This window comes from Syntrophorhabdaceae bacterium (genome assembly GCA_028713955.1).
Classification (GTDB): Bacteria; Desulfobacterota; Syntrophorhabdia; order Syntrophorhabdales; family Syntrophorhabdaceae; genus UBA5609.
On sequence record JAQTNJ010000181.1, the window covers coordinates 1 to 6,528 of the forward strand.

At 51.0% G+C, this 6,528-nt stretch carries 4 protein-coding genes; 3 read left to right on the forward strand and 1 reads right to left on the reverse strand.

Translation table 11 applies throughout. The annotated features are described in order from the left end of the window. Positions 1-216 precede the first annotated feature (216 nt). The 3 genes from PHU49_12965 (at position 217) to PHU49_12975 (ending at position 4,818) form a co-directional block, all read left to right on the forward strand. Positions 217-819 carry a hypothetical protein gene (locus PHU49_12965; protein MDD5244918.1) on the forward strand — a complete coding sequence of 201 codons (603 nt, stop codon included), beginning with the start codon at positions 217-219 and terminating at the stop codon, positions 817-819. A 310-nt stretch (positions 820-1,129) separates the two neighbouring features. Next, on the forward strand, positions 1,130-3,805 hold the full coding sequence (locus tag PHU49_12970) for an HAD-IC family P-type ATPase (GenBank protein MDD5244919.1): 2,676 nt from the start codon (positions 1,130-1,132) through the stop codon (positions 3,803-3,805). A 71-nt stretch (positions 3,806-3,876) separates the two neighbouring features. Continuing rightward, entirely contained in the window at positions 3,877-4,818 is a 942-nt protein-coding gene (locus PHU49_12975; GenBank protein ID MDD5244920.1) for a 1-phosphofructokinase family hexose kinase, read from the forward strand. Between the two features lie 608 nt (positions 4,819-5,426). Here PHU49_12975 and PHU49_12980 read toward each other — a convergent pair. After that, positions 5,427-6,528 (reverse strand): thiamine pyrophosphate-dependent enzyme (locus PHU49_12980; GenBank protein MDD5244921.1); only part of this gene is annotated, 1,102 nt, incomplete at its 5' end.

Below are 6,528 nucleotides of genomic sequence, written 5' to 3' on the forward strand. Positions count from 1 at the left end.
TCAGCTTACAGCCGTCAGCGATCAGCCAGGAAGATCATTCATCCCGTCTGTTTGGTCCATCTCGTCTGTTTTGTCGCAACGTTGAACATAGAACATTGAACGTAGAACGCATCTCGCTTCACTGTGCCTGGGTGGACCATACATGAACGGCGACATTGAAGAAAACCCTTGCAACCCATAGAGGCCTCAAAGATAATGTAAAAAGAGGTGTAAGCCATGCGATTCGGCGAACCTTTCTTCACAAAAAAGAGGATTACATTCATTCTGCGGAGGATTATCCTCCCCTTTGCAATAATCTACATCGGTGTCGCAACCATCGCTACCATCCGGGACATGACCGTTAAGAACGACGAGTATGCTGCCGTGCTCCTCTCAGATTATGCCCTCTGGGAGTACGACTACTGGGCATCTCCATGTGCCTTTCCCGGCGCCTACATCCCCTGGACGTACTACTTCAACAACCAGAACATGAGGGTGAAGTGGTTCTTCGGGGCAAAGAGCGCGGACCTGGAAAAGGTCATCAGGGACCCGAAGTGTCAGAGCATCGTCCTTGTCGGTCACGGGAGCAAAAACTGCTGGCGGGCAACCGATGAGGAGGTATCGAATATCGAGGTCGCGAAGATGATGCAGGGTATGCCAAGGAAAAAAGGTGAGTGGCTGCAGTTAAGCTGCGGCGTCGAGGACATCTTCCCTGTGAAGATGGGGGCGCTCGTCATGGAGGACGACAAAGTATATACCTATGACAATGCCGTGACTACCTATGTGTTCGTGGCCGATGCCATTCTGGGATTCAGGTATTTAAAACATAGAAACAGGTAGCCTGTTTAAGACATTTGAGCAGGAAAATTAAACAAGAGGGTAATATGAATCAAAAGAACTCTCCCTATTTTACGTTATATGGGGACTTCGGGGCATGGTGAAGGATAGAATATGGCTTGCCCTCTGAAACGCAGCGAGAACTGAAAGACATAATGGACGAATTTATTATTCCAAACCTGAGAAGCCCGGAAAACTAACATTATGGCATGACCAGTTTTTGGGGTGCAGTCAAGGGGGAGAAAGGAAGCGGACAAAGTGATCATGAGACAACAACCACCCACAAAAAGTACCATGAATAGGGAGGATACATATGAAGTGGCATCAGCTTGAAACGGATGAAGTATTGAGAGAATGTAATACCCGTCTTGAAGGGCTCACCCCCACAGAAGTGGAAGGAAGACAGAAACAGTACGGACCCAATAGACTGCCTGAGACAGAAGATGTGAGCAAGCTTAGGCTCCTCCTCCATCAGTTTACAAGCCCTCTCATATATATACTTCTTGTGGCTGCCATTGTCACTGCCCTGCTCAAGGAGTATATAGATACGGGTGTCATTGTGGCTGTCGTGATCCTCAACGCCATTGTGGGATTTTTTCAGGAATACAAGGCAGAGACAAGCGTCAGGGCTCTTAGAAACATGGTTGTTGCCAGGGCCAGAGTGGTACGGGATGGGAAAGAAACGGAGATCCCCACTGAAGAGCTTGTCCCCGGTGATATTGTGGTCCTGGCCTCAGGAGCAAAAGTCCCTGCCGATCTGAGGCTCACGGACGCGACGGAGTTGAGAATCGAGGAGGCCACCCTCACCGGGGAGTCTGTCCCTGTGGAAAAAACAGTGCATGCTATCGCGGAAGAACACTTGACTGCCGGGGATCAGACCAATATGGCCTTTATGGGTACTGCTGTTGTCAATGGTCGCGCCCGGGGCATCGTTGTCGAAACTGGGGCGAAGACTATTCTCGGCGGGATAGCCCGTGATGTCCAGGAGCTTTCCGTTACAGAGACACCCCTGCAGAAAAAGATCGTCAAGTTCGCACAGTTCATCGGTTTACTCGTGTTGGGAAGCGCCACGGCCATTATTGTCCTTGGCTTCTTCCTCGGTATGACGTTGTCGGAGTTATTTACGACCGCGGTGGCTGCCTCAGTGGCTACTGTCCCTGAAGGGCTCCCCATTGTGGTGACGGTAACGATGGCTATAGGGATAAGCCGCATGGTAAAACGCAACGCCATCATACGAAAACTGCCTGCCGTGGAAACACTGGGGAGCACAACCATCATCTGTTCCGACAAAACCGGAACACTGACAAAGAACGAAATGACCGTCAAGGCCGTATACGATGGGTATCACGCATACGAAGTCACCGGGAGCGGCTATGACCCTGAAGGCGAGATACTCCACGATTGGGAGCCGACAGACATGGAATCGCTGGAAGGTCTCCATTCATTACTCAGAATCGGCCTGCTCTGTAACGAATCGCGGATTATCAAAGAAAACGATTCAATCAGAATCGATGGAGATCCTACAGAAGGCGCTCTTATTGTATCGGCCACGAAGGCAGGGTTTGATCATGAGAAAGAAAAGGGGATGTATCCTCAAATTGGAATGATCCCCTTTGAATCGGATCGAGGTTTTATGGCGACGCTCCACAGGCATAACGGCAAAGCGATAGTTTTTCTCAAGGGTGCGCCGGAGAGGGTCCTCGACATGTGCTCGCGCCTCTCGTCAGGAGAGGTTCTTGACCGGACAGGGATCATTGAAACCGCAGAGCGCTTTGCGGAAGACGGATTAAGAGTTCTTGCCATGGCATTTAAGGAAGTTGCCGCAAGTGAAGCACCGGCCAGGCTTACCCATGACTATCTTGGGAATGATCTTGTTTTTGCCGGTCTTCAGGGCATGATCGATCCGCCGAGACCGGAGGCTATAGAAGCTATTCAGGGATGTAAAGATGCCGGTATCAGAGTCGCTATGATTACCGGTGATCACGCAATTACCGCCTCAGCGATCGGTAAGATGATGGGTTTGGCGGCAAGTAAGACACCGGCTATCACAGGAAAGGAACTGGAGGAAATGACCGACGATGAGTTGTTTCACCGGGTTCAGGAAACCTCGGTATATGCCCGGGTTTCTCCCCAGCATAAACTCAGAATCGTTCAGCAGTATATGAAACACGGTGAGGTCGTTGCAGTCACCGGCGATGGAGTCAACGATGCTCCGGCACTGAAAGCCGCTCATATAGGGGCCGCCATGGGAAAATCAGGAACAGATGTGGCCCGTGAAGCTGCGGATATGATTATTACCGACGACAACTTCGCAAGTATCTTTCATGCTGTAGAGGAGGGAAGAATTGTCTTCGACAACATACGGAAGGTGACACTCTTTCTGATTCCCACAGGGTTTGCAGCCATACTGTCCATTCTTATATCAATGATCCTCGATATTCCCATACCGTATGTAGCGGCGCAGTTGCTCTGGATCAACCTTGTAACCAACGGACTCCAGGATGTGGCGCTTGCTTTTGAGCCCGGAGAAAAGGGTATTATCAAGAGAAAACCGCGAAACCCGAAAGAAGGAATCATGTCGAGGCTCATGCTCGAAAGAAGCGTTATCGTGGGTATTCTGATCGCTGCGGGTGTAATTTACAATTTCCACAATGCCTTGTCCGATGGAGCATCCCTTGAGCATGCCAGGACAATCGCCATGACCACCATGGTTCTGTTCCAGTTCTTCCAGGCCTGGAATTCTCGTTCAGAAACCCGATCTGTTTTTCTCACTAACCCTCTGAGCAACCCCTTTCTATTCTATAGCATGATTGCTGCATTTTTTGCCCAGATCGCCGTTATCTATGTGCCTGCGCTTCAGTGGGTATTCAGGACCAATGCCCTCACGGTCGGAGAGTGGGGGAAGATCGCCTTTGTGGCTTTAACGGTTGTAGCGGCGGTGGAGGTTGATAAATACATCCGAACACACAAGAAAAGTAACTTGACGTAATAGGGATCGTTACAAGAGTCATCACTGTGGTAAATGTTGAAATTGAGAATAATGAAGCATTCGGGGTGATAATGAATAAAAAACATATCGTTACTCTTACAATTAATCCGGCCGTAGACAAGAGCACAAGTATCGATCGTGTGGTGGCGGAACACAAGATGCGGTGCAAAAACCCCGTCTATGAACCAGGCGGTGGAGGGATCAACGTTTCCCGTGCAATAAAAAAGCTTGGCAGGGATTCAATAGCGGTCTGTACTGCAGGAGGACATACAGGTCGATTGCTCGAGGCTCTTCTCCAAAAGGAAGAGATAACACACCGTCTCATTCCTGTAGTGGAGTGGACAAGAGAAAGCCTTGCAGTCTTCGAAACAGCTACCGGGCTCCAGTATCGATTCAATATGGAAGGTCCCGTTTTGCGTGATACGGAATGGGAAGAAACGATTAAAACGGTGCGGCAGGAAAAACCAAGACCGGATTACATTGTAGGGAGTGGCCTGCTTCCTCCGGGCGTGCCGCAGGACTTCTACGCCCGGCTATCCCAAACCGGCCGTGATTTCGGTGCACGTGTTATCATTGATACATCGGGGGAACCCTTGCGCCTTGCTCTTCAAGGTCACCCCTTCATGATAAAGCCAAATTTGAGGGAATTAAGTATGATTGCTGGCCAGGAATTGCAAGGTACAACGGAACAGAGTAGGGTTGCCATGGAGATTGTTGCAAACGGGCAGTGCGATGTTGTTGTCGTTTCGTTGGGCGACAAGGGGAGTCTATTAGCAACACGGAACGGTCTGCAACGATTAAAAGCCCCGAAAGTGCCGGTGCTAAGCAAGGTTGGTGCAGGGGACAGCATGGTGGCAGGCATCGTTGTCGGTCTCGTATCAGACAGGACAATAATAGATGCCGTGCGTTATGGCACGGCGGCAGGAACGGCTGCGGTGATGAGTGCGGGATCTGAACTGTGCGGTTTCGATGATACGGAACGATTGTTCCCTCTGGTTACGATTTATGGATAGGTTCGCCTTGGGGTTTTTTATTCATCAAACGAATTCTTTGCCCCTATGGTTCTGCGAGACAATGATAACATCGAAAATGGGGATGTTTTCATGGCAAAATCCTCCTTCTCTATTTTGCCAGAAAACTAACATTTTATGGTGTACAGTTTTTGGGGGGGGGCAGGGGGGGGCAGGTCAACCTGATATTTTCATAGCTACCACTTCAGGTACACCAGCACGTACCATGTTTCGTACTGCCGTCCTTCTACAGTCATGGAATAATCTATAGATTCCCGTAGCCTTACACGCCTTGTACCATGCCTTCCTGGGGGCAAATGTAGTTGGCGCCGCGAAGGTACTCATAATATTCTGACTGTTCCTGGGTTGTGCGGGAGCATATTATGCGTTAAACCCGAAATGAAGACTTATCTCAAACCTGAGATAAAATGATGCGCCCGGGTAAGCCTGAAATCGTCAGCAATCAGCTTTGTTGTCATTACGAGCGCAGCGTGGCAATCCCATACAGCAGATCGCCACGTCGCTTCACTCCTCGCGATGACAATAAAATAAGGAACTTTGAACCCCCGATAGAGTCATTCGAGGGCAGGCATAGAACTTTGAACGTTGAACTATTTACGAACACCCATCGCCTGTCGTTTTACGATCATCTCCCTGTTCGCTGCGCCCGGAGGGACCATAGGGAAAACATTTTCACCGTAGTGGATGGGGACGTCAATGATACATGGTCCCTTTCCTTTCAGCATCAGCTCGATAGACCTGACAGGGTCGATCGCGTCTTCGAGGTTTATGCCCCGGATGCCGAACTGACGGCCGATGGCGGCAAAATCGAGCTTCGAGTCGAACCTCGACGCGATATAGTTCCCGTTGAAAAACAGTTCCTGCTGCTGTCTCACGAGGCCAAGGTGCTGGTTGTTCATGATGATTACGGCGACCTTCAGGTCGAGGTCGGCAAGCGTCGCCATCTCCTGGAGGTTCATCTGTATCGACCCGTCTCCGCTGATGCAGATAACCTGCCTGCCGGGATGCGCAAGCGCTGCGCCTATGGCCGCCGGCAGACCGAAACCCATCGTCCCCAGGCCCCCGGAGGTAAGCAGCGTCCTCTCCTTGCGGAACGGGTAGACCTGTGCAACCCACATCTGGTGCTGTCCCACATCGGTAGTGATGATCGCATCCGCGCCCGCAATGCCGGCAATGTTCCCGATGAGGTTCAGCGGGTTCAGCGGGTCATTGGATTGCGGGGACGGCAGGGGATGTTCGTTCCTTATCGTCTCGATCCGTCTTGTCCACCCTTCTCGGCCATCATTTTTCACGAGGGGGACAATGCGTTCCAGGGCAGCTTTCACGTCAGCCACGAGAGAGATATGGGACTGCTTGATCTTGTCGATCTCCGAAGCGTCGATATCTATATGGACTATCGATGCCCTGGGGCAAAATTCTTTTACCCTGCCGATAGCCCTGTCGTCAAAGCGCGCCCCCAGGGCAAGCAGAAGATCGATCTCATCGAGGATATAGTTCGTGCACGGCGCGCCGTGCATGCCGAGCATACCGAGATAAAGGGGATCGTCAGGACTGAATGTTCCGAGCCCCATGAGCGTCAGCGTAACAGGGATGGAATTCTTTCTCGCGAGGCCGGCAAGATGTTTTGCGGCTCCGGAGGCCGTTATCCCTCCTCCCGCGTATATGAGGGGACGGTCCGCGTTGTTGATCACG

Bases quoted from the DNA above. Each gene is read 5' to 3' on its own strand.
- PHU49_12965 (MDD5244918.1), top strand. From the start codon at position 217: ATGCGATTCGGCGAACCTTTCTTCACAAAAAAGAGGATTACATTCATT.
- PHU49_12975 (MDD5244920.1), top strand. From the start codon at position 3,877: ATGAATAAAAAACATATCGTTACTCTTACAATTAATCCGGCCGTAGAC.
- PHU49_12970 (MDD5244919.1), top strand. From the start codon at position 1,130: ATGAAGTGGCATCAGCTTGAAACGGATGAAGTATTGAGAGAATGTAAT.